Origin of the sequence: Winogradskyella psychrotolerans RS-3, from assembly GCF_000427335.1 — a bacterium.
GTDB lineage: Bacteria > Bacteroidota > Bacteroidia > Flavobacteriales > Flavobacteriaceae > Winogradskyella > Winogradskyella psychrotolerans.
Genome location: NZ_ATMR01000089.1, coordinates 82867 through 107945, shown reverse-complemented (window position 1 = coordinate 107945; position 25079 = coordinate 82867). Strand labels below are relative to the sequence as shown.

The following is a 25079-nucleotide window of genomic DNA, read 5'->3' as shown; positions in this document are numbered from 1 at the left end:
TACACAATAATCCCTATTTTTCAAACACAACTTTAGTTTTTATAAAAGGAATTGCATAATATTTCTTTTTAAAAACAGATTTCCGAGAATGCTTAGACCAATTATTAGAACGAAAGCGCGAAAATTTTAATTGTTTTTCACTGTTCGTATGCAGAATACTTGGTGTTGTTAAGTACATCGAATTGGTGATTTCAACATGGTCTGGCTTTATGGTTTCTATACCGATAAAAATTCCTTTTTCTCCAAATGGAAGGGCCTTGTCTTCTAAATCTATTTTATAATTCTTAGTGTCCTTTTCGGGCTTAATAATGATGTTTTCATAATGTATAAGCTCAGCAGGAAACCCTAAGTGATCTACACTATAAAAAGCTAATCGATAAAACGTTTGATATGTTTTATACATATCTCTGCTTGAATCTTTAAATTTCAATTCGACTTCAATTAATTTACCTCTAGGTTGCTTTATGTTTTCTATTAATGTGGCTGTTTCGTATCCAAAAAGAATAGATGTCGGGAATACTTGTTTTCTTTTACCTGTGGATAGACTAGTTTTCTGTTTTTCATATACTTTAGTGTTACTTAAAATAAGAACTTCCGTTAGAGTTTCAAACTTTGGTAATAATTAAAGATTTAGGACATAATCATTTGTACTATTATAATTAGTTAATGCTATTTGATGTCTGTGATAACCTATCAGCGATATTACCAAAGTGTCAGTTTGAGTGGTTTTAGAGATATCTAAATTAAAAGTTCCATCCTCATTGCTATATACTTCATTTTTTGTATCCTTAATAACTAAGTTAGCGTAAGGTAATTTAGCCTTAGTTAGGCTGTCTGTAAGGCTTCCTTTTATAGTTTGGGAGTAAATTGTACACGTTGATATTACCGCTAATAGTAGTACTGTAATCTTCATTTATAAAACTTTAATGTCTTAACAAAATTATGTTCTTTAAATCCCTTTCTTATCAACATTAAGAAATTTAGTTGAAGTATAAAAAAAAAGAGCAAACTCATAAAGCTTGCTCTTTTTTAATATTTATGAATGAGATATTATTTCCTATCTCTATCTAGAATGTAGAAGTATGAACGTCTGTTTAATTGGTGTTCTTCTTCTGAACATTTAGAATTATTTCCGCAATCATTTAAAAGTTGTGTTTCACCAAAACCAATTGCACTTTCTATTCTTTCTGGACTTATGTCTCTAGATAAAAGATAGTCTCTAGTAGATTTTGCACGACGATCAGATAACTTTAAGTTATAATTATCGCGACCTCTACTATCGGTGTGTGATTCTATTTTAATAATCATTTCAGGATGCTTACGTAGGACATCAATAATGTTTTCTAATTCATATTCAGCGTCTGTTCTAATGTTAGATTTATCAAAATCAAAGAATATTGGATTAATAACAATCTGATTATCCATAATTAATGGTCGTAAGGATAAATCTAATTCATTTACTTTTCCATTCTCATTAGTCGTTGTAATAGTGCCTTTATCATCTACGTAATCTGTTTTAGAACCTAAGATGGTATATGTTTTTCCACATTCAACATCAAAAGTATATGAACCATCGGCTGCCGTTGTAACTTCTTCTAGTATTTTACCAGTTTCGTCAATAAGTTGTACTGTAACTCCGCTTAAAATAATATCTGTTCTTTTTTCTCTAGCAATACCTGTAATTTGCTGGCGACATTCAGTTACTGAGTAACTATAGATATCATCACTTCCTTTACCTTCTGGTCTGTTTGAAGAGAAATAACCTTTTTGTGTTTCATTGTTTATGAAATAAGCAAAATCGTCATAGCCACTATTAAAAGGTGCACCAATATTAATAGGAGCTTTTGTAGCGTCATCTTTCAATATATTTGATTGAAAAATATCTAAGAGACCTAAATTTAAATGTCCATCTGAAGAAAAGTAGAAGGTATTATCGTCACTTATAAAAGGGAACATTTCCCTGCCTTCTGTATTGACATCATCTCCTAAATTTTGAGGTTCGCCATAAGTACTATCTTCATTAATAGTCACTGAATATATGTCTGTTTGACCTAAACCTCCATCTCTATCAGATACAAAGTATAAGGTTTTGTTATCTGGGCTTAATGCTGGATGACCAGTAGAAAATAAATCATCATTAAAAGGTAATTCTTCAACATCAGTCCATTGATCATTAACTAAAGTAGCTTTGTAAATTTGAAGATGTGTTGTACCTTCTTTATCGTATTTTAATCTATTACGCTTCGTCGTATTATCTCTTGTAAAATACATCGTTTTTCCATCATTGGTAATCGCAATGGAAGCTTCATGATAGTCTGTATTTATACCGTCTGCATTGATTTTAGATGAGGCACCGTAAGATTGAGAACCATCGTCTTCATCCGTAACTTCTAATTGGAATATGTCTAAAAAAGGCTCTTTATTCCAGTTGTACACTTTACTATCACTACTACTTGAAGAAGCGAAATAAAGGGTATTGTTAAACATATACGATCCAAAATCAGAGTTTTCAGTATTGAAAGGTAAATTTTCAATTTGAACAATTAGGTCATCGTTCTTTGAAGTTAATTTATCAAAAATATCAACTTCATCAGGATTGTATCCTTTAAGTCTACTATCTCCGTTTTGAGCTTCACTAAGTTTTTTAAACCACACATCAGCTTCTTTGTAATTACCAATACTTCTTAGAGATTGAATATATTTATAAATATACTCAGCTTCAATGTTTTTGTGTTCAGCTAAGGCTTTCTCATACCAATACGCTGCTTTTTCAGAATTAGAATTATTGTAATAAGCATCACCTAAGCGTGTTAATACATGGGCACTATTTGTTCCTTTTTCAACAGCTTTTTCGTACAATTCAATGGCTTTTACATAGCCATAATTCTCAAAAAATTTATCTGCCAATTTCGTTTGGGCAAAAGAGAATGTACTGCTTAAAACTATAACGAACGCTAATATTTTGGTCTTCATAATTGGATCTTTTTAGAAATATCTAGGCGATTTAATACGTTTACTTTTAAAGACTTCGAACATTAGTAATACTTCGTGTGTACCACTAGTGTAAGGTCTTATATCTGAAATTGGATATTCATAAGCATAACCAATTCTCAGTTGTTTTGAGACTTGAAAATCAGCTATACCACCAATTGCTGCTGCGTTTTGGTTAACTCTATAAGCACCTCCTAACCAAACTTTATCATGGAATAAGAAGTTTGCAGAGACATCAAATGATAAAGGAGCACCATTTGTAGCTTTTAATAATACAGATGGCTTTAATTTTGTGTTTTCACTTAGATCAAAAACATAACCACCAGTCGCATAATAACTAATACGTTCTAAAGCGACATAATCAACAGAGCCACTTCCTCCGTTATTATAATCGGTATTTAATATTCTAGGTGCAGAAAGCCCAAGATACCAACGTGACGAATGTAAATATAAACCGGCACCAAAATTTGGACTCCAACGATTCGATACATCATTAAAAAACTGATCGCTTATTACAGAAGGATCATTTAATAACTCTTCATCTAAGCTATAATGTGTAAGTCCACCTTTAATACCAAAGGCTAATTTTACAGTTTCACTTGCTTTAATGGTATACGAATAATCTGCATAGAGGTATGAGAAATTTTCATAACCTAGCTTATCATTGATAAAGGAAATTCCTAACCCCATATTTTCGTTACGTAATGGAGAGTGAACCGATAGGGTTTGTGTTTCTGGTCCACCATCTAAACCAACCCATTGACTTCTGTGTAAACCTACGACACTAAGCGTTTCTCTACTTCCTGCATATGCCGGATTAATAGAAATAGTGTTAAACATATACTGCGTAAATTGAGGTAACTGCTGAGCAAAAGCTGTAGAAACACTCAAAAATAGTATCGCAATACTTATAATTTTTGATAACTTCATTGGTTAAGTTTTTTGTTAATTTGTTGCTACGTAGATAGGTCCAGCCATTGGCTCCAATCCACTATTTTTTAGGTTAATAATGTAATAATATGTACCAGTAGGGACTTTTCCAGAACTTCCAATAGAAGAACTGTGTGCTTCACCACGCCAATCATTTAAGTAATTGTTAGATTTATAAATCTCTGCACCCCAACGATTGAATATTTGAAGCTCAATTACAAATCCACAGTCTTCAATACCTGTAATCGTAAATGTTTCATTATAAGCATCACCATTTGCTGTTACTGTTTTAGATATTACAACATCATCTTCACCACATGCTAATACAACACAATCATCATCTAAAGTAACGTTAACCTCTATATCTGCAGGACAAGCAGCATCTGCAATCGAGTACATAAATGTATACTCTCCAACTTCTGCAGAAGACGGATCAAATAAGCTACCATTAACTGTAGCATTACCAGAGATAACACTCCAGGTTCCATTGGTATCAAAGTCACCAGATAACAGGTCGAATAAATTAAATTCAGAATCTAGAATACAACGATTAGCATCCGTAGCTTGCATAGTATTAGTTAATTCTACAGTGATTGTTTGTGTGAACAAAGCTTCATTACCACAATCATCAGTAACTGTCCATGTTCTAATAATATCATAATCTTCTGAGTTATTAATTTGTGTCGATTCTTCGTTGAAACTAACATCAATATCATTTGAACATGAATCTTCGAACACTAAACTTGGTCGTTCAGGAATATTATCACATAAAACAGTTAAGGTATCATCAAAAGCAGTTACTGAAGTTGGCGCAGTATTATCTTGTACGTTGATAATTTGCGTATGTACACTGTCATTTCCACAATCATCTGTTGCTGTCCATGTACGTACAATAATGTAATCTCCCATACAAGAACCATTTGTTATTTCTTCTAAGAAAGAAACGTCTGCAGTTCCACAATTATCAGCTGCAGTTAATGTTTCTGCTGTAGGTACAGCATCACATTCTACATCTAAATCTGCAGGTAAAGTCTCATTAAAAGATGGTGCTGTGGTATCTTGAACTGTAATAGTTTGAACAAATGTTGTGGCATTATCACAATCATCAGTTAAAGACCATGTTCTTGTAATAATAGAAGAACTTGGACAAGAGCCATCAGAAATACTATCTGTAAAGACAGCTTCAAGATTAATAGCACAATTATCAGCTTCATCAGTAACATCACCTGTAATAGATAGGTCTGTAACATCTACATCACATTCAATAGTGATATCTGCAGGAACACTAAACGTTGGAACCGTAGTGTCTTGTACTGTAATAGTTTGAACAAATGTTGTTGCATTATCACAATCATCGGCTAAGGTCCACGTTCTTGTAATAACTGATGAGCCAGGACAAGTACCTTCTTCAACACTATCTGTATAAGCAGCCTCAAGATCAACAGCACAATTATCCGTTACGTCAGTAACGTCGCCTGTAATTGATAAGTCAGTAATATCTACACCACATTCAATAGTTATATCGGCAGGACCAGTAAATGTTGGAGCCGTAGTATCTTGAACAGTGATCGTTTGTAATTTCGTTGTCGTATTATCACAACCATCGATTAAAGACCATGTTCTTGAAATAACATATGATCCTGGGCAAGATCCATCTACAATACTATCCGTAAAGCTCGCTTTTAAATCAGTAGAACAGTTATCCGCTTCATCGCTCACATAACCTGTAATATTTAGGTCTGTAGAATCGTAATCACATTCAACTGTGATATCATCTGGCACCGTAAATGTCGGAGCGATAGTATCGTTTAATGTAATAATTTGTGTACAATCTGTACTATTTAAAACTGTAGTTTCATTTCCGTCACGTAATCCGTTCCCGTTCGTATCTTCATAAGAGGTAATCGTATACGTACGTGTAATTGTTTGATTACACGTGTTTTCGTCACTACTATTTTGAGCAGTAATTTCTATTATACCACAAGCGTCATCACCGATAATCCCATCTGCATTACCTAATTCTTCAAATTCATCAATAGTGTAAGTTGTTTGAGAAGGTAATTCTCTATAACATGCTACAGTAGTTTCTTCGAACGTTGGACAGCTTACTATAAACTCACAACAGATTGCTGCTTCACCTGATAGTGTAATGGTATTACAAGAATTTTCATCTGTTATTTCTACGTTATAAGGTTGATCAGCAGGAATTGCATCTGATGTCCAAGTAAAAGAGTCATCATTGTTAGAGACCCAAGTACCAGGCTGCCCATTTCCTGTAGCCGTAAATGGTGCTGAACCGATAAATGTTGCTATAATAGTATAAGTTGTATTATCATCAGAGCATAATGTTACTTCTGCAGTTACTAAAGTTACGTCAGGATTCAAGCTTACAGTTACTGCTAAGCGTTCTAAACTCTCACAACCTTCAGCAGAAGTTTGAGTCGCATAATAAGTGTTTCCATCTATTAAAGCCTCAGAAGGATCAATAGGAGTTGTTTCGTTTTCACTAGCATACCATTGAATTGATTCACCTGTGACATTTAAGTCTGCAACAGTTGGATCACTAGATTCGCAAAATTCTTGATTTACATCTCCGGTAGGAGCATCAGTTGTATTTAAATTAACCGTAATAGTTGCTGGCATTGATGGTGTTCCAATAACATCTGTGATAATATAGTCTACAGAAGTCCCAGAAAAACCTGATACTGCTTCAAATGATACAAGACCATCACTACTTACTGTAAATGTTCCTTGACCAGGAATTGTAACAGTGGTAGTTGGTAATAATGTTACAGGATCAATAAATTGTACACCGGTTATATCTATATTATAAGTTCCTGCAGAATCATTTTCTAAAACATTGATTTCTATTACGGCCTCTATTTCATCAGAAGTAGCACAAATAGAGTCATCATCTGCTTCAGGTATAATTAATTGTGAAGGACAACGCGCTCCATCTCCGGGTTCTATATCAATTAAATCAGCATGATTTGTTGCTATTAAATTTCCTGTATGTGGTAATGCTATTCTATAAATATTTCCAGAAGCATTATTTGCAATGTACATATTTCCAAGGGCATCCATATAAGCCGTTCCAAAAGCGTTAGTCGTTTCTGAACTTAAACCCGTAATTGAACCAAGATCGTCTATAGTATTGGAAGCAATATTAAAACGTAATAACTTTCTACCACTTGTACTTGTAACCATATAAATGTTACCGTCAACAGGGCTAACTACGATGTCATTAATAGCTACAGAATAATTTAATAAGTTTGTTGATGTTAAATAGCCTGCACTAGATGGATTTAGATCAATAGATACAAATTTGTTTTCACCATAAAGAAATAGAATACCATTTTCATTAATATCACCAGAACTGTAATCTCCAATAGTAAATGGTCCTGTTATAGGTAAAAATTCTACATTAGCTGAGGCATCAATTTTTACAATGTTGTTAGTGTTTTGTTGAATTCCATAAATGTTATTATCTAAAATATTGTAACCAATACCATTAACGAATTGAGATACAGAAGTATCTGTAATCAATGGAGCTTTAATTAAGGTTTGGGCATGTGTTGCTAAATCATAAGAGTATAATCCTGAAACACGATTGTTTTCACTATTTCTTTGATTTACAATAATATAAGCAAAACCATCGTCACAATCAAAAGGAGTGTTTAAGCAATCAGCAGGAGATGCTCCAGTTAACGTCAGTGCACTACAATTATCATTAATCGTTACATTATAAGTTTCAACCACACTTTCAATAGGGCTAGAAACCCAAGTGGTTGTGCCGTCATTGTTATCAGTGAAAATTCCAGGTTGTCCATCTCCAGAAGCTGTAAATGGTGCTGTACCAGTAAATGTAGCTTCAATAGTGTATAAGGTTCCATTAACAACGGTACAGCTTGTTTCTTGTTGAGAAACTAAAGCGATTTCAGCGCTGTAATTAACTGTGACAGCTAATCTCTCGATACTTTCACAGCCTGCTGAACTTGTTTGAGATGCATAATAGGTATCACCATTGCTTAACGTTGCATCTGAATTTAATGGGGTATCACTATTTGCATTTGCATACCAAATAATATTGCTTCCTGACGCTTCTAAGTCAGCTACGGTAGCATTTTCGCTTTCACAAAATTGCTGCGTGGTTGAGCCTGTTGGTGCTTCTGTATCATTTAAGTTAATAGTTATAACTCCTGGTGTCGAAGTAAAACCTATGACATCTAGAATTGTATATTGAATAGAGACACCTGTAAAGCTAGCTAAAGCTTGAAATGTAACGTCTCCATTAGATCCTAAAGTAAAAGTACCTTGACCAGAAACTGTTATACTATTAGATGGTAACGACGTGTTAGGGTCAATAAGTTGTACAGAATTGGGATCAATTGCGTATGTGCCTTCAGAATCATTATTCGCGACGTTAATCGTAACATTTGTAGTATCAGAAGTCATACAAATATCATCAGCAATAGCAATTGGTTTAGTAGGCTGTGAAGGACAACGTGCGCCATCACCTGGGCTTACGCCTGGTAAATTACTATAGAAGGTGGCTGTTGTTCCGCCTAAGTGAGGTGTTGCTATTTTATAAGTATTACCAGATGAATTATTTGCAACATACATGTTACCTAGAGCGTCCATGTAAGCAGTACCAAATGAATTAGAAGATTCAGATTGTAGGCCTGAGACATTACCTAAATTAATAATAGTATTACTAACGGGGTCAAATTCAAATAAAGATCTTGAACCTGAACTTGTTAACATATATAATTTGTTGTTAACAGGGCTAAACGCCATATCATTAACAGAATTAGAATGCTGTAAAACAGTGTTAGCTACTAAGTAATCTGGACTTGATGGGTTTAAGTTAATGGCTACAAATTTGTTGTTCCCATATAGATATAAAATTCCATTCTCATCGATATCTCCAGATGCGTAATTAGTACCTGTAAAACCTGTAATATCTAATAATTCTATATCTCCGTTGCTATCAATTTTAACAACTTTACTACTTCCACTTAGTATACCGTATAAGTAATTATCAATAATATTGTAGCCAATTGCATTTATAAACTGAGACGTATTAGTTTCAGCAATAATTGGATCCTTAATTAAGGTTAGTGTATTTGTAGATAAATCAAATGAATATAACCCTGTAACATTTCCATTGGAACTTGAAACATTTGTTAGTATATATCCAAAACCATCATCACAACTAAAAGCAACATTGGCTTGACCTATGTTTGCTTTTTGTAAATCTGTATAATTTGAAGGCTTATGGAGAAGAAAGGCCTCATTTGCGGAACTAAAAATCTCTGAAGGAACCTGTTGGGTTTTTGATCCTTTTTTATTTAGTGGCACGATAGTTTGACCAAAAGAATAAAAATTGACCATAACTAGAGTCATGATAAACACCAAACTCATTAGAGGTTTACGAGGTGTTTTAGATTTGGGATTGTATAAATGTTTCATCTTAAGCTTTTTTAAGTTAATCAGATTATGATTGCTTTAAAATATGATTTTGAGTTATATAAGTTGGAATGTTTTATAAAAATAGCGCGGTAAATGGTTATGGTCGATGTTAAAACTTTTATTTAAGTAACTGTGATTTTCTGTTGTATTAACTATAGCTGATTTAAAACTGATTGCCGGTACTTCTTGTTCCGCAGTAGTGCTACTAACAGTAGGCAACTTAAATTCTGGGTTACTTGATGATGAAAATCCTGACGCAATAAACATTAAAGGTAAAATTATTTTCATATTTAAAATTGATTAACAAATTTTATGGTCGCTTAGCGATGTCTTATTTTTTGATAATGTAATACATCAATTATTTGTTAAACATAATATTATTATGTTTAATTGGGTAATCAAAATATTTAGAGGGAAGGGATTTTGGTAGTTAAATACCAAAACATGGATTTATTAATATAGTTTTTAATTTGGGGTGTTTTACATTAATTTTACATAGCAAATTAACCTATAACTAAATTCATAGGCAAATAATAAAGTTAAAGCGGCAATATACTCGTCAAAACGGACATATGCAACGTTTTGTCGAAAATAATCACACTTAATCGATAAAATATGAAAACGATTACACTAGTTAGACACGGTAAATCATCATGGGAATACGATGTTATAGATTACGATAGGCCTTTAAAACAAAGAGGTATTGAGGATTCTAAGTTGGTAGCTAAGGAGCTCGAAATGAGAGGTCATGTTCCTAATGTTATATTTTCAAGTCCAGCAAATAGGGCCTTAAGTACGTGTAAAGTCTTTTTGAAGTCATTAAAGCTATCTGAAAATCAGATAATTATTAATGAAGATTTGTATGATTTTGAGGGGAGAAATGTAATCAATTTTATAAAAAACCTATCAAATGACCTAAAAGAGGTTATGATTTTCGGTCACAATCATGCTTTCACGTCAATTTCTAATATATTTGGGGATACATTTATAGATAATCTTCCTACAAGTGGTTTAGTTAAAATTAATTTTGATATTGAAGATTGGAAAGACCTGAAACAAGGAACTACAGAGTTTATTATAATTCCAAAGGATTTAAGAGAATGACAAAAGACAAAAACATTTATATAAATAGAGAGTTAAGTTGGTTAAAGTTTAATGAGCGTGTTTTGCAAGAAGCTGCAGACAAAGATGTGCCACTAATTGAGCGGTTACGATTTTTAGGTATTTTCTCTAATAATTTAGATGAGTTTTTTAAAGTTAGATATGCCACTGTAAAGCGAATTTATGAAGCAGGAAAAGGTGGTAAATCAGAATTAGGAGGTATTAAGGCAGGTGACCTTTTAGAAGAAATAACTAAGATTGTTATTGAGCAACAAAGTTATAGTTTAGAGATTTTAGATGAGATTGATATAGAGCTTCAAAATGAGAATATTTATGTCATTAATGAAACAGAAATTGATGACGATCATCACGAGTTTATCAAAAATTACTTTTATCAAGAAATAAGTCCAGCGTTAGTAGTAATAATGCTTAACGAGGATGTTGCTTTGCCTGAACTTATGGATATTTCAGCTTATTTAACGGTGAAAATGTCTAGCAAAGATGAAAAAGATCAAGTGGCATTGATTGAGATTTCTACAGCAATGGATCGTTTTGTAGTGTTACCGAGTAAAAACGGTAGTAATTATATTATAATGGTCGATGATATTTTAAGGTATTGTTTAGATGATATTTTCAACATCTTTAAATATGACAGTATTAGTGCTCATATGATTAAGATTACAAGAGATGGTGAATTAGACTTTGATAGCGATTTGAGTAAAAGTTTTATAGATAAACTTTCAGAAAGTGTTAAAGATAGGCAAAGTGGTGCTCCTGTGCGTTTTGTTTATGACATGAATATCGAACAGAAAACTCTAAATCTTCTTTTAAAACTCATGTCTATTGAAGAGAAGGAGAGTCTTATTCCTGGAGGTAGATATCATAATCGTAGAGATTATATGAGCTTTCCAAGCTTGGGTAGAACCGATTTGCTTTATGCAAAGATTAAACCACTCCCTGTAAAAGGATTAAGTTTAGAAGAGAGTATTTTTAAAACTATTGCTAAAAAGGATTATTTGGTTTATACACCATATCATACCTTTTCTTATATCGTTAAATTTTTAAGAGAAGCAGCTTTAGATCCAAAAGTAAAAACCATAAAAATTACTATTTATAGATTAGCTCAAATATCACATGTTGCTAGTTCTTTAATTAATGCGGCTAAGAACGGAAAAAAAGTTACCGTTTCAATAGAGCTTAGAGCTCGTTTTGATGAAGCAGCAAATATTAATTATGCTGAGCAAATGCAAGATGAAGGTATTAAGATGTTCTTTGGTGTTACGGGCTTAAAGGTACATTGTAAAATGTGTGTTATTGAACGCGAAGAAGACTATAAATTAGTAAGATATGGTTTTATAAGTACAGGGAACTTTAATGAATCTACGGCTAAAATTTACACGGATTTTACCTTAATGACTGCAAGTCCAAAAATCTTAAAAGAGGTCAACAAAGTGTTCGACTTTTTTGAAGTCAATTATAAAATTAATAGATATAAACACCTCATTACGTCACCACATTATACGAAGTCTAAATTATTCGGTTTAATTGATAAAGAAATAGAATGTGCCAAAAATGGTAAGCCTGCTTATATTAAACTTAAGATGAATAGCATAAGCAGCTATAAAATGATAGATAAGTTATATGAAGCGAGTAGAGCAGGAGTAAAGATACAAATGATTGTAAGAGGAATTTGCTGTCTGGTACCGGGAATTAAAGGTATGAGCGAAAATATTGAAATTATTAGTATCGTTGATAAATTCTTAGAACACACACGTTTGTATATTTTCTCGAACCAAAATGATCCTAAAATTTACATTTCCTCGGCAGATTGGATGACTAGAAATATCGATAATAGGGTTGAAGTCAGTTGCCCAATCTATGATGAAGATATAAAAGTAGAGCTAAAACACTTATTTGATATTTGTTGGAATGATAATGTAAAAGCAAGGATTATCAACGAAAATCAAGATAATACCTATCGAAGAAACAACAATCCTAAGGTAAGAGCACAGTTTGATACGTATAAGTATTACTTAAATAATTTAGAAGGATAATTATGTTGAAGATACAGAAATTTGCAGCTATTGATATTGGATCGAATGCCGTAAGGTTATTAATTTCTAATATCATAGAACAAGATGATGAACCCACAATTTTTAAAAAAACTCATTAGTTCGTGTGCCTATTAGATTAGGTGCAGATGTATTTCTAAAAGGTGAAATATCAGAATATAACCAAGAACGAATGATAGATACCATGAAAGCTTTTAGTCTTATTATAAAGTCTCATGGAGTGACGCGTTACAAAGCCTGTGCAACATCTGCGATGAGAGAAGCTAGAAACAGTGCACCTTTATCTGAAAAAATTCTCGAAACGTGCGGTATCAATATTGAAACTATTGATGGTGAAGAAGAGGCAGCGATAATTGCTGCAACAGATTTACAATCTTTTATAAACCCGAATAAAACATACCTTTATGTAGATGTTGGTGGGGGTAGTACCGAGTTTTCTATCATCCATAATGGAGATAAAAAAATGTCTAGATCGTTTAAAATTGGAACTGTAAGATTGTTAAATGATATTGTTAAGAGCGAAACATGGAGAGAGTTAGAAAACTGGATTAAAGAAAACACCAAACAATACGATAAAATAGAATTGATAGGATCTGGTGGTAACATCAATAAGATTTTTAAAATCTCTGGAAAAGATATTGGTAAACCATTAACTTATTTCTATTTAACAAGTTATTATAAAATGCTTCAGAACTATTCATACGAAGAACGTATAACGAAGTTAAATCTAAATCAAGATAGAGCAGATGTTATAATTCCGGCAACCCGAATATACCTGTCTGCTATGAAATGGAGTGGAGCAAAAGATATATATGTACCAAAAATAGGACTCTCAGATGGTATCATAAAGAGCATGTATTATGAAACTGTTTCTAGTGTTGTAGTATAGTTTTTGTGTATAATAATCCATTTGTCCGATTTTTCACTATATAGACCTATTAATTGATCGGAAATTATTATTTAATTTATCTTCGTAATCTCAAATTGAAAATTATGAAAAAATATGTAGTTGCTTTATTATGCGTTGCTTTCACATCTATAGGAATGTCTCAGGATATTTTATACGGTGTTAGAGGTGCGTTAAATGTCTCTAATCTAGACTTTGATCCTGATGCTAATTTTGAAAACGAACACAGAAATGGTTTTGCCTTTGCTGGGTTTGCCGATTTTAATTTGTCAGATAATTTATCATTATTAACAGAGTTACAATGGTCTGCAGAAGGTGCTAAAGAAAGAAACCTTAGAGCAGATTATCTTAAATTACCTATCCTTCTTAGGTTTTCAATATCAGATAACTTTTTGTTAGGTGTTGGTCCTCAAATCGCTTTAAAAACGTGGGAATATGAAGATAGCTTTTCTACGTTTGTATTTTCTGGAGTTGCTGGTGTTGAATATATGATTACAGATGAGCTATTTCTAGATGCAAGATATTATTACGGCATAACCAATATCTTAGATGAAGATTTAACAGATGTTGAAGCTAAGAATCACGTGATCCAATTTGGTTTTGGAATAAAATTATAAAACGAAATTACTTCAAATAACATATAAGCCTTAACCGATGTTGAGGCTTTATTTTTTTACAAATTTTAAGGTGGTTAATGTTTTGTTACTGTCACTAAAATTTATAAAATAAACGCCGGATAATAAGTGGTTTACATCTATGTTTGCCTTGGTGAGTTCTGATGTAAAAATCAATTTTCCTTCTAAGTTGAATATGGTATATTTTAAATTTTGAAATGTTAAATTATCTCCAAAGTTTAATAATAATTGGTCTTCAACAGGATTCTTTACAATGCTTATCGAATTAGCTTTATAATCAAAATCATTCACTGAAAGTACTTGCTTGCTAAAACTTAAAACTTTGCTATTATCATTAGTAGAGCGACCTCCATCATCAGAAATACTAGTCAGGATTAAGTTCTCACCATTATTGATGATTTCGAAACCAAAAGTGTTTGCAGAGTCATCGCTAAACATTGAAAAATAAGCATTTTCAAAATCACTAGATGGCTCGCACACATTTGTTGTTGGTGTAAAAGTTGCAATATCAATTTTATCTCCATTACCTAGATAGATGTTGTAATCTCCATTGAATGTGTTACAGACTCCATTGCCATTAAATGAAATAGATCCAAAAATAGGATCAGTATCACTTCCGATACTAATAGTAGGTGATTCTGTGGATTGCTGGCTGTAGGTTGTTCCGTTATCGGTAACGGATTGTAAATACCATGTTCTAAGTAATGTAGCGTTTGTTTCTGCTTTTTGGTATACAATTGAATCTCCGTTAGCATTGGTAAGTGTTAACGTTTCTTCATCACCACTGCCAGCTATTACGTATGAGTGAATGCTTGGATAGGTATAGTTATTAGTTAAAACCGGAAGATAGAAATTCTCGTAAATGCCATTAGGTTGATTATGGCAATCTGCTAATGTAATATTAGTTTGGTTAATTATAATCTCAGTATCTGATGAAGAATATGAGCCATTTATAGAGTTACACGATGATGAAGCGGAAAAGTCTAAGTAATTGTCCGAGTAATTAGTATCTGTAAAGGTAATAGGCAAATTACCATAGATATTGTTATAAGTTGCTCCATTTTTAGTAACAGATTTTAAATACCAATTATCAACTATTTGCTCATTAGGAGTATTGATTTTTGTAAAGTAGCCAGTTACACCTTCGGGTGTATCATCATCCGTAAAAAAAATATGGCTAAGTTCTAATGACGTTGTTGTACCATTATCTGTAATACTGTAAGTTAAATCTTTTGGTTCTCCATCGTTAATATTGAAAAGAAGACTAATAGCTGTTTCCCAACCTACGTTGTCTTCACTACAACTAGAGATGTCCCAATTTGCTTCAGTAATTTCAATAGTGTTTTCTGCCGAGGATGTTGTATATAAATCGAGATAGGTTTCACCGCAAAAGCTTTGAATCGTTATACTATTACTATTAAATTCTACTGTAATAGGATTAGAAGGGTTCTCATAAAAGATATCGAATTCAAAGAATGAATTCATTGTCCATTCACCCAATAAAGCTTCATCTTGCGAATAACAAATTGATGATAATAACAGGAAAGCAAAGTAGATTTTTTTCATATCGATGATTTTGTAGATGTTATAAATCTACAAAATTATCCATGAATAGTTTCCTTGTTTCCTAAATTACTCATAATATCAGCTTCAAAATTGAGAAGAGCTTCCCATTTTTGGTCTACTTCTTTACGATCTCCATATTGTCTGGCAAAATTTAAAAACATAGTGTAATGACCAGCTTCGCTAATCATAAGCTTTTTATAAAACTTGGCTAGTTTTTTATCTTCCAATTCTTCAGATAATAATCTAAAACGCTCACAGCTTCGTGCTTCAATGAGCGCTGCATACAATAACCTGTGGACTAATTGCGTCGTTCTGCTTCCGCCTTTTGGAAAAAATGTAATTAGAGAAATCACATAATCATCTTTACGATCTCTTCCAAGTGTCCAGCCGTTTTCTAATATTAAATCGTGTACCATTTTAAAATGGCTCATTTCTTCGTTGACGAGTTCTACCATTTCTTGTACGAGTTCTGTGTATTCTGGGAAACCGACAATTAATGAAATCGCTGTACTTGCAGCCTTTTGCTCGCAATAGGCATGGTCTACTAAAATATCTTCAATATTCTTTTCAACGATATTAACCCATCTTGGATCGGTTGGTAATTTTAGTCCTAACATAATTATTTAACTTCAACTTGAACAATATTCGATTTTCCGTTTTATTTATAAACAAGGTATGCAAAGCGTATTTATCAGATTCAGGAATAGCATGCATAATATCTATTAAGACCATATTTATATAGGTAGGGTCGTCGTTAACTTGTATAGATTTTAAAACCGCCAAAGTATCAAAATTATATAAATCAGAGCCGGCAACTAAATTGGCATTGTAATTAAAGTCTTTATTTACTTTTTTCTTGTCAAAGCTCTCATTGTAAATTAGTTTGTTGTCTTTAGTAACACTAACATCAAACTTGAAATTTCTATAGTGAGTTTGATAATTAATAGTGTCTTTTATCTTAGAAAAACGAACGGCATTAGACATGTCAGAATAGGTCTTTATCTTTACACGAAAACCATTACTCATTAAGGTGTCAATTTCTTGTTCTAAATAGGTTTCAGGGATATAAACATTGGTTTCAAAACTCACTGTTTTTTTGAATTCTGCAATGCTTTCAGATAGAGCCTGGCTTTGCGTTTTTCTGCCTTCACAGCTTGTGAAACCAATTATAGTAATGATTAAAAATGTGAGTAAATGTTTCATCTCATTAAATTTTTAAAAAATAGCTTATTTTTATTTCTTTCTCTGATGGTTAAAACCATGGAAATAATAATTAAAACACTTGATAACGTTGACATCCAAAAACCTCGATCAAATTTTTCTGAGAATATGAAATTGGCAACCATTAAAATAGCACTAGCGATAATAACAATTAAAGGTAGGTTTTTTTATTCATCCAATTATTTTTTAATGATTCCTAATATCAAAAATAATAATAAATTAGGTTAAAGTGAATAAGTCACTAATATTAAGTTATATATCTAACCCAAACATCTGTCGTAACACTTCAATGTTCGGATTCTTTTCTTTAAGCTTTTCGTATTTCTCTATTGGTGTAAAGGCATATTTCTTAGCAACCTCCTCATTAACTGTGATATCTAATTTAAGATCATAATTAAGAAGTTTTTCTTCAAAAAAGCCATTAAAGGAAACTCAGCACGTTCTAATTCAATCTTATTTGTGTTATTAGAATACGTTAAGTAAAGTGTAGTGCCTTCTAGTTTAGGGTGATCCATTTGTAAAATAGAAGCCATAATTTTTTCACCTTTCTTGTCCATTTGATCGGTGTAAAGTTTCCATGCTTCACTTAAAGCTTCTTGTGTTACAGGCTCTTTAGGAAGGTTTTCTTCATCAATAACCACTTCCATTTGGCGTAATTGATGCTCCTTCTTTTCTCTAATACTTTTTAAAGATAATCCTGAAGTTGATTTTTTAGGCTGATTTATAGATATTTTAGGAATGATGACAGGTTCTGCCACTACAGAAGCCGGTTCTTTCTTTGCCGCTATTGGTTTTGTAACAGGAATAGGTGTAATACCTCTCGCTTTAAAATACGAAGGAGGAATTATGAAGTGCTTAAGATTTTTTTTTCTCCATCAAAAGTGATAGAGGCAAGTTGCATAAGTGTTAACTCAACGAGTAAGCGTTGATTTTTACTGGTCTTGTATTTTAAATCACAGTCATTAGCTAACCGAATGCCTTCCATTAGAAAAGTATGTGTCGTTTTCTGCGACTGTTCCATATATTTTAGACTGGTATCTTCACCAACTTCTAATAACGGAATGGTTGCAGGGTTTTTACAAACCATTAAATCTCTAAAGTGAGATGCCAAACCAGCAATATAATGATGACCATCAAATCCTTTAGAAAGGATGGTATTGAATTGTATTAGTAAATCTGGAATTTTATTTTGTAAGATGAAATCTGTACTTGTAAAATAGGTTTCGTAATCGAGAACGTTTAAATTCTCTGTAACGGCCTGTCTTGTTAAATTTTTACCCGAAAAACTTACGACACGATCAAAAATCGATAAGGCATCACGCATGGCACCATCCGCTTTTTGAGCAATAATATGAAGCGCATCATCTTCGGCGTCGATGTCTTGTTCCTTAGCTATATATTTTAAGTAATCTTTAGCATCGGAAACCGTAATACGTTTAAAATCGAAAATTTGACAACGCGATAATATCGTCGGAATGATTTTATGTTTTTCAGTTGTTGCTAAAATGAAAATACAATGCTTTGGTGGCTCTTCTAAAGTCTTTAAAAAGGCATTAAAAGCGGCTTGAGATAGCATGTGTACCTCATCAATAATATACACTTTGTATTTTCCAACTTGTGGCGGAATACGAACTTGGTCTGTAAGCTCTCTTATTTGATCTACACCATTATTAGACGCTGCATCTAATTCAAAAATGTTAAAAGCGAAATCTTCGTCTTCATTTGTGTTTTCGTCACTATTAATCATTTTAGCCAAAATACGAGCACATGTCGTTTTACCAACTCCACGAGGACCTGTAAATAATAAAGCTTGGGCTAAGTGATTGTTTTCAATAGCGTTGAGTAACGTATTTGTAATAGCTTGCTGACCCACAACATCCTTAAATGTTTGGGGTCTGTACTTACGAGCCGATACTACAAAATGTTCCATGGTAGTGCTGAATTTAATTTGGCATTTTTTAATACCAAATTTTTGAGCATTACAAATTTAAGAATAACCATTTAAAAGCAGTTTATAAGGACTAAAATTTAACATGAGTTATTAACAATTTGTGTACTTTTGCGCCAAGTAGATCGCCTTATCGATTCTAAATTTATTTAGGGTAGGAAAGTCCGAACACCATAGTGCAATCATAGTGGTTAACAGCCATCCATCGTAAGGTGAGGAAAAGTGCAACAGAAAGTATGTACAGGTAATGCTGTAGTGAAACCAGGTAAACTCTATGTGGTGCAATGTCATGTATACTAACGTTTGAGCGTACACGCGCGATTGTTAGAGGGTAGGCAGCTAAAGTTTGCTGGTAACAGTAAACGTAGATAAATGATAGGGGCTTTTTCTTTATTAGGAATTTATTTCCTAATAAGAAAATGTACAGAATTCGGCTTATAGATTTACTTAAATAAACAAGCTTCATGTTTTAACATGAAGCTTTGTTTTTATACTGTTTCTTTGTGAATTAGCTTTTAGCTGGATAATCGAAAAAACTAAACATATTACCACCATAGCCTTTAGAATGTGAGTAATGTTCTAGCTGACTTAAGTCGGTATGTTTAGAATGCTCTACAACCAATACTCCTTCGTCTTCTAATAGTTCATTCTTAAAAACTAATTCCGGAATTTTAGAAAAAGCGTCCAATTCAAAGTCATAAGGCGGATCGGCAAAAATAATACTATGTTTTTGTTTTGATTTTTCGAGAAATTTAAAAACATCACTTTTAACAGTGCTGATAGTCATTTCAAAAGCTTCAGCGGTTTCGTTTATAAATTTGATACAACCAAAATTTTCATCTACAGCCGTAATGTGCTCAGTACCTCTTGATGCAAATTCATAGCTTATGTTTCCTGTTCCTGAAAACAAATCTAATACCGAAATGTCATCAAAATAATACTGATTATTTAAAATATTGAATAGGGCTTCCTTTGCCATGTCAGTGGTTGGTCTAACAGGTAATTTTTTAGGAGCTGTAATACGTCTGCCTTTAAACAATCCGGAAATGATGCGCATTAAAAGGAATTTAAGATTAAAAAATGTTTATGTAAATATCGTCTGTCTATATCATTAGAAATTGAAAACTTATATTTCTTTTCAACAAAATCAACATGTCTTATATACGTGAAAAGAATAGTGTATAATTCATCATTCTTTTCAACTTGACCGGTTAATTCAACAGTCGTAGTTTCTACATCTAGTTTTAATTGTTCGAACACAAATAAAATATAGTAGATGAAATCTTCTTTACTGTGGTATTCAAAAACATTAAATAGTTGAAGTTTATTTTTCTCAATGACTGAGACTTCAACAGTGCTTTTATTAATATTAAGATAAACTATTGACTCGTCTTTGGATTCTGTGTGTTGTAAATGCGAATCTATAAGTACACTTGATGAGTGTTTATAAACAAATTCGCCAAATGTGTCAAAGATGTAATTGTTGATATTTACATAGGGAACATAAATATTCACGCTTTTATTTATAGAGATGTCATCTTCTGTAATAAAATCGTTTCTCAGTATTTTTGAGTTGAATTTTAAATAGTCGGCCTTATGCTCAACATTATACAATTCCTCTGGGACTAATGTTGCTAATTCATTTTGATGAATTACTAAAACAGCATTAAAATCTTCTGAAAAAACAGTATTACTACTCAATTCTGCTTTTAAATGATTGAGAACTTCAACAGGAGTTGTTTTTTGCTCAAACGAAATGGTTTTGAGAAACTCAATAGTATTTAGAGTTCTATTTAGAATACAAAAAGAAAGCCCATTCAAATTAATTTGAATGGACAGTTCTTTAATATCGTTTATTTTCAAACTATTCTTTATTTGTGTAGCTCTTTGGCCAGTTTCCTTTAGTGAATACTTCGGTCATAGATCCTACTTTTAAAGTTGGTCCGTTAACACCATCTACAGACATCACTTGATTTTCTTTTTGAATTAAATAAGGTTCTTGGTCGTTTAAGATAACAGATTTTTCTACACTTGCTTCAAACACAGAAAACTCATCTAGTTTACCTGCTTTAAGTGTGAATTTAGCACCTTCTTTACCAATACCAACATCCATCATCTTTTTGTAACGATCGCTACCTTTAAATAATGAGTCTTTTACAGAGTAAAAACTTAACGTATCAATTAGAGTTAGTGTTTTCATAGTTTCTACACCACCAAATGCTTTTGTCTTTTCTTCGTCTAAGACTAAAGTGTCACGTCTTTGTGTAATTGGTACTTTACCAGTTTCAACGAAACCGATTAATTTATCAAAGCTATCTGTGTAAGTTCCGTTAACATCTTTATATGCTAATTGTGCATCTCTAATATCAATTAAACGATCAATAACTACAGCAAATCGCTTTTGTTTTAATTCGTTAAATTCTATTTCTCTATAAACAGACATGTAAGTTATATAACCTAAGAAAATAATTAAGACCCATAGTAATATATTGATTACTGGTTTTATTTTTTTGGTACAAATTTGTCTATTAACCATACAATTCCAATGGTTAATGCTATAATAACTACAATCGCTATAATTACTTTCATATTAGTTTTTATTAATTAGGTCTATCGCAAATCTACAATTTTTTTTGTTGGTTAAAACTATCTAAAATAAAAAACATTAAAAATATTGAACTAATTGAAATATGCGCTTTAAAAAGAGAGAATAATACTATCTTGCTATATATTTATTTTCTCTATGATTTCTAATGCATCTGCATTCTATTCGCTACTAAAATCTAAATTTCCATTTGCACCAACTTCTAAGCAAGACATGGTGTTAATGCAGTTATCTCAATTTATTTTTGATACTAATAAAAATTCAATCTACTTATTAAAAGGGTACGCAGGTACAGGTAAAACAAGTATTATTGGGACTATAGTTTCCAATTTGTGGCAAGCAAAAAAAAGTGCGGTTTTATTAGCACCAACAGGAAGAGCCGCTAAGGTTATTTCAAATTACTCTAAAAAGGAGGCATTTACCATTCATAAAAAGATTTATTTTCCTAAAAAAGATAAGGGAGGAGGAGTCAATTTTGTAATGCAACCTAATAAGCATCGCAATACTATTTTTATTGTTGATGAGGCTTCCATGATTCCTGATACTCCTTCTGATACAAAATCGTTTGATAGTAGTTCTTTACTCGATGATCTAATGCAATATGTGTATTCTGGTCATGAATGTAAACTATTGTTAATAGGAGATAAAGCACAGTTGCCTCCTGTAAAATCCGATTTGAGTCCTGCTTTAGATGAAAATAAGCTCAGTTTAAACTATAGTAAAGATGTTGTAGGAATTGAGTTAGATGAAGTTGTACGACAAGAACAAGGCTCAGGTATTTTAAGTAATGCAACAGAACTCAGAGCGGTTTTAGAATCTAATTTTTACGAGAGCTTTAAATTCGACCTTAATGGTTTTACAGATAGTGTTCGTTTAATAGATGGTTATGAAATTATGGATGCCATTAATGATGCGTATAGTGCGGATGGTTACGAGGAAACAGCAATCATTGTAAGAAGCAATAAACGTGCAAATGCCTATAACCAACAAATTAGACAACGTATTTTATTTAATGAGACTGAGTTATCTGCAGGAGATTACCTAATGGTAGTTAAGAATAATTATTTTTGGTTGAAACCCACAAGTGAAGCTGGTTTTATTGCTAATGGTGATATTATTGAAGTCTTAGAGATTTTTAGTATCAAAGAATTATACGGTTTTAGATTTGCAGAAGTAAAGTTAAGAATGGTAGATTACCCAAATATGACTCCTTTTGAAACGGTGCTACTTTTAGACACCATAGATGTAGAAAGTGCCTCATTAAGTTACGAAGAATCTAACCGACTATACCAAGAAGTATCTAAGGATTATGAAGGTGAAACAAAATACAAACGCTTTTTAGGAGTGAAGAACAATAAATTTTTCAACGCTTTACAAGTTAAGTTTTCTTACGCGATTACTTGTCATAAATCTCAAGGTGGGCAATGGAATACCATTTTTGTAGAACAACCATATTTGCCAAATGGTATGGATAGAGATTATATTAGATGGTTGTATACCGCAATTACAAGAGCAAAGGAAAAACTCTATCTAATTGGATTTAAAGATGAGATGTTTGTAGAAAAAGATTCAAACTAATGTAGTTATGACGGAAACAATTCTAAGTATTTTTTTAGGCATCGGACTTTCAGCTTCTGTGGGATTTAGAGTCTTTTTGCCATTGTTTGCCTTAAGCTTAGCTGCCTATTTTAATGTATGGGAACTTAATGAGTCTTGGCAATGGATTGGCAGTGTAACAGCAGTAATTACTCTTGGTATAGCAACTTTAGTTGAAATTGCAGCCTATTACATTCCTGTTGTAGATAATCTATTAGATAGCATCGCTATTCCGTTAGCAACCGTTGCTGGTACAGCCGTTATGGTATCTACAGTTGCAGATTTAAGTCCGGTTATTACTTGGGCTTTAGCGATTATTGCTGGAGGTGGAACTGCAGCCGCTGTTAAAAGCTCTGCAAGTGCAACACGTTTGGGCTCTACAGTCTCTACAGCGGGTTTTGGAAATCCCATAGTATCAACCATTGAAACAGGTACTTCGGTTGTAATGTCTATTGTCTCTATATTCTTACCGATTTTAGCTATAATTCTAGTCCTATTTATATTTTATTTGATTTATAAACTCTATAAAAAGATGCGACCAAATAGACCAAAATCATCTTAAAACCTTATTTTTGAAATTGAATTCGTTCATTATACAAATCACATAGATGAAAATTATATCCATGATTCCTGCACGCTATAGTGCATCCCGATTTCCAGGTAAATTGATGCAAAATTTAGCAGGCAAATCTGTAATTCTAAGAACTTATGAAGCTACTGTTGCTACGAAGTTATTTAGTGACGTTTATGTGGTGACAGATAGCGATATTATTTTTAATGAAATTGTTAGTAATGGTGGCAAAGCCATTATGAGTATAAAGGAACATGAATCTGGAAGCGATAGAATTGCTGAAGCTGTTGCTAATGTCGATTGCGATATTGTAATAAATGTACAAGGAGATGAACCTTTTACCGAAGGTGAAAGTCTAGCAAAAGTGATTGAGGTTTTTAAAGACGATAAAAATAAAGAGATTGATTTAGCATCTTTAATGGTAGAAATTGAAGATTTAGAAGAAATTAATAACCCAAACACTGTAAAAGTAATTGTAGATCAGCAGAATTTTGCTTTGTATTTTTCTCGAAGTCCAATTCCTTTTCCTAGAGGTAAAGATGTTGGCACGCGTTATTTTAAGCATAAAGGAATTTATGCCTTTAGAAAACAAGCCTTATTAGATTTTACGGTTTTGCCAATGCAATTTCTTGAAGCATCTGAGAAAATTGAATGCATCAGATATTTAGAATATGGTAAGCGTATTAAAATGGTAGAAACCAAAATACAAGGTGTCGAAATTGATACCCCAGAAGATTTAGAAAAAGCGAAGCGTTTGTGGAAGTAGATTACAGTAATATAAAAGTAATCGGTTTTGATGCCGATGATACGCTTTGGGTCAATGAAACCTATTTTAGAGAAGCGGAAGAGGAAGTAGGTCAATTATTATCGCATTATGAAACACCTAATAAGATTGATCAAGAGTTGTTTAGAATGGAGATTGAAAACCTTCCTACATACGGTTATGGTGTAAAAGGTTTTATTTTATCTATGATTGAATTGGCCGTTGAGCTGTCTAATGGAACAGTGTCTAATGCTATTATTTCGAGAATATTAGTCATCGGTAAAGACATGATTAATAAACCGATTGAGTTGTTAGATGGAGTAGAAGAGGTGCTAAAAATATTGTCTAAAGATTACAAGTTGATTGTCGCTACAAAAGGAGATTTATTAGATCAGGAGCGAAAACTAGAAAAATCGGGATTGTTAAAATATTTTCATCATATAGAAGTGTTAAGTGAAAAGCATGACACTAACTATATTCAATTGCTAAAACGATTAGATATAGAGCCAGAGTCCTTTTTAATGATTGGCAATTCATTAAAGTCAGACATTTTGCCTTTAGTGAAGATTGGCTCAAAAGCTATTCATGTTCCATTTCATACCACGTGGCAACACGAAAAAGTCTCTAAACAAGAATCTAATGGAGTAGAATATAAAACGGAGCATAGTTTAACCGAAATTTTAAAATATTTTAATTAAGAA

Annotated in this window: 18 protein-coding genes, 1 other RNA gene and 2 pseudogenes; 9 read left to right on the top strand and 12 right to left on the bottom strand. The window is 32.5% G+C overall.

Annotated elements, in window-relative coordinates:
• Positions 1-13: 13 nt before the first annotated feature.
• The 5 genes from ADIWIN_RS06375 to ADIWIN_RS06355 form a co-directional block, all read right to left on the bottom strand.
• On the bottom strand, positions 14-403 hold the full coding sequence (locus tag ADIWIN_RS06375; protein WP_040756661.1) for a hypothetical protein: 390 nt from the start codon (positions 401-403) through the stop codon (positions 14-16).
• Between the two features lie 219 nt (positions 404-622).
• The gene (locus ADIWIN_RS06370; RefSeq protein ID WP_040756660.1) at positions 623-913 is read right to left on the bottom strand and encodes a carboxypeptidase-like regulatory domain-containing protein; all 291 of its coding nucleotides are present in this window, start codon (positions 911-913) and stop codon (positions 623-625) included.
• 137 nt (positions 914-1050) lie between these two features.
• Complete coding sequence (locus ADIWIN_RS06365; protein WP_020897904.1) at positions 1051-2973, bottom strand: OmpA family protein; 1923 nt, start codon at positions 2971-2973, stop codon at positions 1051-1053.
• A gap of 12 nt (positions 2974-2985) precedes the next feature.
• Positions 2986-3921, bottom strand: a complete 936-nt coding sequence (locus ADIWIN_RS06360) for a PorP/SprF family type IX secretion system membrane protein (RefSeq protein ID WP_020897903.1) — start codon at positions 3919-3921, stop codon at positions 2986-2988.
• Between the two features lie 15 nt (positions 3922-3936).
• The gene (locus ADIWIN_RS06355) at positions 3937-9393 is read right to left on the bottom strand and encodes a DUF6923 family protein (RefSeq protein WP_020897902.1); all 5457 of its coding nucleotides are present in this window, start codon (positions 9391-9393) and stop codon (positions 3937-3939) included.
• A gap of 615 nt (positions 9394-10008) precedes the next feature.
• Between ADIWIN_RS06355 and ADIWIN_RS06345 the strand changes: the two genes are divergently transcribed.
• The 4 genes and pseudogenes from ADIWIN_RS06345 to ADIWIN_RS06330 all read left to right on the top strand — a co-directional run bounded on the left by ADIWIN_RS06345 (position 10009) and on the right by ADIWIN_RS06330 (position 14090).
• Positions 10009-10497 carry a SixA phosphatase family protein gene (locus tag ADIWIN_RS06345; protein ID WP_020897901.1) on the top strand — a complete coding sequence of 163 codons (489 nt, stop codon included), beginning with the start codon at positions 10009-10011 and terminating at the stop codon, positions 10495-10497.
• Positions 10494-12548, top strand: a complete 2055-nt coding sequence (gene ppk1 / locus ADIWIN_RS06340; RefSeq protein WP_020897900.1) for a polyphosphate kinase 1 — start codon at positions 10494-10496, stop codon at positions 12546-12548. The genes ADIWIN_RS06345 and ppk1 overlap by 4 nt, the downstream gene beginning before the upstream one ends.
• Before the next feature lie 2 nt (positions 12549-12550).
• Positions 12551-13455: pseudogene (locus tag ADIWIN_RS06335) on the top strand (Ppx/GppA phosphatase family protein).
• A 104-nt stretch (positions 13456-13559) separates the two neighbouring features.
• Positions 13560-14090, top strand: coding sequence for a porin family protein (locus ADIWIN_RS06330; RefSeq protein WP_040756657.1), 531 nt, complete (start codon positions 13560-13562; stop codon positions 14088-14090).
• 48 nt (positions 14091-14138) lie between these two features.
• On the opposite strand, the gene ADIWIN_RS06325 is transcribed toward ADIWIN_RS06330, so the two are convergent.
• From ADIWIN_RS06325 to dnaX, 4 genes and pseudogenes are all read right to left on the bottom strand, one after another.
• Positions 14139-15674 carry an META domain-containing protein gene (locus ADIWIN_RS06325; protein WP_040756656.1) on the bottom strand — a complete coding sequence of 512 codons (1536 nt, stop codon included), beginning with the start codon at positions 15672-15674 and terminating at the stop codon, positions 14139-14141.
• Positions 15675-15709: 35 nt separating this feature from the next.
• Positions 15710-16291 carry a MiaE family protein gene (locus ADIWIN_RS06320; protein WP_020897895.1) on the bottom strand — a complete coding sequence of 194 codons (582 nt, stop codon included), beginning with the start codon at positions 16289-16291 and terminating at the stop codon, positions 15710-15712.
• Positions 16251-16877, bottom strand: coding sequence for a hypothetical protein (locus ADIWIN_RS06315; protein WP_020897894.1), 627 nt, complete (start codon positions 16875-16877; stop codon positions 16251-16253). Before ADIWIN_RS06315 ends, ADIWIN_RS06320 begins: the two co-directional genes overlap by 41 nt.
• 270 nt (positions 16878-17147) lie before the next feature.
• A pseudogene (dnaX, locus tag ADIWIN_RS19480) lies at positions 17148-18825 on the bottom strand (DNA polymerase III subunit gamma/tau).
• A gap of 135 nt (positions 18826-18960) precedes the next feature.
• Here dnaX and rnpB point away from each other — a divergent pair.
• An RNA gene (rnpB, locus tag ADIWIN_RS19490) (RNase P RNA component class A) lies at positions 18961-19297 on the top strand.
• Between the two features lie 54 nt (positions 19298-19351).
• Here rnpB and rsmD read toward each other — a convergent pair.
• Genes rsmD through ADIWIN_RS06285 form a run of 3 tightly spaced genes read right to left on the bottom strand, consistent with a single transcriptional unit; the run spans position 19352 to position 21286 of the window.
• Positions 19352-19900, bottom strand: a complete 549-nt coding sequence (gene rsmD / locus ADIWIN_RS06295) for a 16S rRNA (guanine(966)-N(2))-methyltransferase RsmD (RefSeq protein ID WP_020897890.1) — start codon at positions 19898-19900, stop codon at positions 19352-19354.
• Positions 19900-20706: a DUF3822 family protein gene (locus tag ADIWIN_RS06290; RefSeq protein WP_020897889.1), complete on the bottom strand. Its 807-nt coding sequence runs from the start codon at positions 20704-20706 to the stop codon at positions 19900-19902. The genes rsmD and ADIWIN_RS06290 overlap by 1 nt, the downstream gene beginning before the upstream one ends.
• Before the next feature lies 1 nt (position 20707).
• Entirely contained in the window at positions 20708-21286 is a 579-nt protein-coding gene (locus ADIWIN_RS06285) for a hypothetical protein (RefSeq protein ID WP_020897888.1), read from the bottom strand.
• Positions 21287-21586: 300 nt separating this feature from the next.
• Here ADIWIN_RS06285 and ADIWIN_RS06280 point away from each other — a divergent pair, with 300 nt between their 5' ends.
• Genes ADIWIN_RS06280 through ADIWIN_RS06265 form a run of 4 tightly spaced genes read left to right on the top strand, consistent with a single transcriptional unit; the run spans position 21587 to position 25076 of the window.
• A complete protein-coding gene (locus ADIWIN_RS06280; protein WP_020897887.1) occupies positions 21587-23026 on the top strand; it encodes an ATP-dependent DNA helicase in 1440 nt (479 codons plus the stop codon).
• 7 nt (positions 23027-23033) lie between these two features.
• Positions 23034-23606, top strand: a complete 573-nt coding sequence (locus tag ADIWIN_RS06275) for a DUF4126 domain-containing protein (RefSeq protein WP_020897886.1) — start codon at positions 23034-23036, stop codon at positions 23604-23606.
• A gap of 46 nt (positions 23607-23652) precedes the next feature.
• A complete protein-coding gene (gene kdsB, locus ADIWIN_RS06270) occupies positions 23653-24381 on the top strand; it encodes a 3-deoxy-manno-octulosonate cytidylyltransferase (RefSeq protein WP_040756654.1) in 729 nt (242 codons plus the stop codon).
• On the top strand, positions 24372-25076 hold the full coding sequence (locus ADIWIN_RS06265; protein WP_020897884.1) for an HAD family hydrolase: 705 nt from the start codon (positions 24372-24374) through the stop codon (positions 25074-25076). The genes kdsB and ADIWIN_RS06265 overlap by 10 nt, the downstream gene beginning before the upstream one ends.
• Positions 25077-25079: the final 3 nt, after the last annotated feature.